Annotated in this window: 2 protein-coding genes and 1 tRNA gene; all 3 read left to right on the top strand. The window is 46.2% G+C overall.

What is annotated here, in order from left to right:
• Window positions 1–313: hypothetical protein (locus tag BOW51_RS11305; RefSeq protein ID WP_167367331.1), on the top strand; the 313-nt coding region annotated here is incomplete at its 5' end.
• Window positions 306–1,628: an EAL domain-containing protein gene (locus BOW51_RS10235; protein ID WP_167367330.1), complete on the top strand. Its 1,323-nt coding sequence runs from the start codon at window positions 306–308 to the stop codon at window positions 1,626–1,628. The genes BOW51_RS11305 and BOW51_RS10235, both read left to right, overlap by 8 nt.
• Window positions 1,629–1,895: 267 nt before the next feature.
• Window positions 1,896–1,969 (top strand) — tRNA-Cys (locus tag BOW51_RS10230).
• Window positions 1,970–1,993: the final 24 nt, after the last annotated feature.

The following is a 1,993-nucleotide window of genomic DNA, read 5'->3' as shown; positions in this document are numbered from 1 at the left end:
GGGGGATACAGTAAACCAGGCATCGCGCCTTAGCGATTACGTCCGCAAAGGATCAATCTGGGCAACCAAGAGCATGATCAACCAGATTCCGACAGCCGAGCGGACTGCAATCCACTACGGTGTATATCGTGAGGGTGGTCACGGTGAGCGTCGTCTTGTATCGCAGAGCTATTCCTGTATTCGCAATCTGTGTAAGGCGGAGCAACCGCCTCATTACAAGTTTCGTGAAATTGAAATGTTGCCAATCACTGAGATTTTCGGGGTTTGGCATAACGATTCTCTGTATGCAGAGAAGGAGAGGTCTGATGGATAAGCATCGCATTCAAGTGCGCGCAGGTGCGCGCCTGTTTGAAGAAGGTTGTTCGGGTGATTGTGCCTACATTATCGAAAAGGGTGAGATAGTTATCTCATCCTGTACCTCTAATGGCACTGAGGTGCAGCTGGCGATTCTCGGTCCCGGGAACCTGGTTGGGGAGATGGCTATAATCGATGGCGGTCCACGTACCGCTACCGCTTCTGTTGTAGAAGATGCTGAGTTGATTGTTATTCCTCCTGAGCATTTTGCCCGGTTAATTGACACGGCGGACCCTACGGTTACTTTACTCATGCAAGTGGTACTACACCGATACCGTAATATGAAAGAGCGCTATGCTCTCTCAACAAATGGTGTCTCTAAAACGGAAATAAGCGAGTCGACAGGCAAGGTGGAGGCGGATCTTGTGCAGCAAGCAGGCCTTGCTAAAGAGCGTATTGCACGTGAGCAAGAATTAAGAAATGCAATAATAAACAATGAATTAGAATTGTTTTATCAACCTATTACTGATTTGCGAACAGGTCGTGTGGTCAGTTGCGAAGGTTTAATTCGATGGATCGATCCGCAACAGGGGATTATCCCACCGAATCACTTTATACCGCTGGCTGAGGAGACCGGACTGATCGAACTGATCGGTTACCAGGTCTTTGAGCAGGCATACAAAGCAGTTAAAGAGTTCAATAATCATTCCGAAAAGAACATTGATGTCAGTGTAAACCTCTCAAGTCGTCAGATCGAAACAGATGAGCAGGTTGAAAAGCTGTTTGAGTTCCTGGCCGAAAAACAGATCGATCTGAATAATTTTAAGATTGAGATCACTGAAACACTACTGATGTCTGACCAGGAGCGGGTTGGCGAGATTCTGATGCGTTTTAAGGAAATGGGTGCGAAGATCTCATTGGATGACTTCGGTACTGGCTATTCGAGTTTCAGTTATCTGCACCTGTTCCCAATCGACAAGATAAAAATTGATAGGTCGTTTGTATCATCAATGCATAAGAATGATAAGAGTAAAGCGATTGTTCGCAGTCTCTGCTCTCTATCAAGCTCGTTGGATATGAAAGTTATTGCGGAAGGAGTGGAGTCAGTCCAGGATGAGGAGATGCTCAACTCTTTTGATTATGATTACGGCCAAGGCTACTATTATGCAAAGCCACTGCCTAAGAGGCAGTTTTTGGATTTTCTTGCCAGTCGTGTTACTGCTGATTTAAATGCTTCTCAAAATGACAGTTCCAGCCTTGGTTCTCTGTTGACGAGACGTGTGCCAGAACGTCAAGGTGAAATTTGGCCACTAACGATGCCTGCTTGCTTCTGACCATCATTAGCAGCAGCTATCGACTCAGCTGGCGTTTGAAAAAACAGGCGGCTAAGTGAAGAAGAGCGGTTGTTTTCCATCCATTTAAATTGAAATCAGGTGCGTGAGTTTCGGAATCGGGGGAGCTGTCATAGAACTCTTTCCAAGACCCTTCCTGCCAAGTAAATTTCTGCTACATTCCTGCGGCACTTTGTGCTAATATTCGCGCCTTCTGTAGCAGGGTGTAATCAGTGACTTGGTTGATAACTCCTTGTTTTTAAAGATTATGGCTGAGTGGCAGAGTGGTTATGCAGCGGATTGCAAATCCGTGGACCTCGGTTCGATTCCGGGCTCAGCCTCCATATTTTTCAATATCAATCTGCCCG

It is taken from the genome of Solemya elarraichensis gill symbiont, assembly GCF_002021095.1.
In the GTDB taxonomy this organism is placed as follows: Bacteria; Pseudomonadota; Gammaproteobacteria; order Chromatiales; family Chromatiaceae.
The sequence above is the reverse complement of the archived record's forward strand: the minus strand, read 5'-3'. Positions and strand labels throughout refer to the sequence as shown.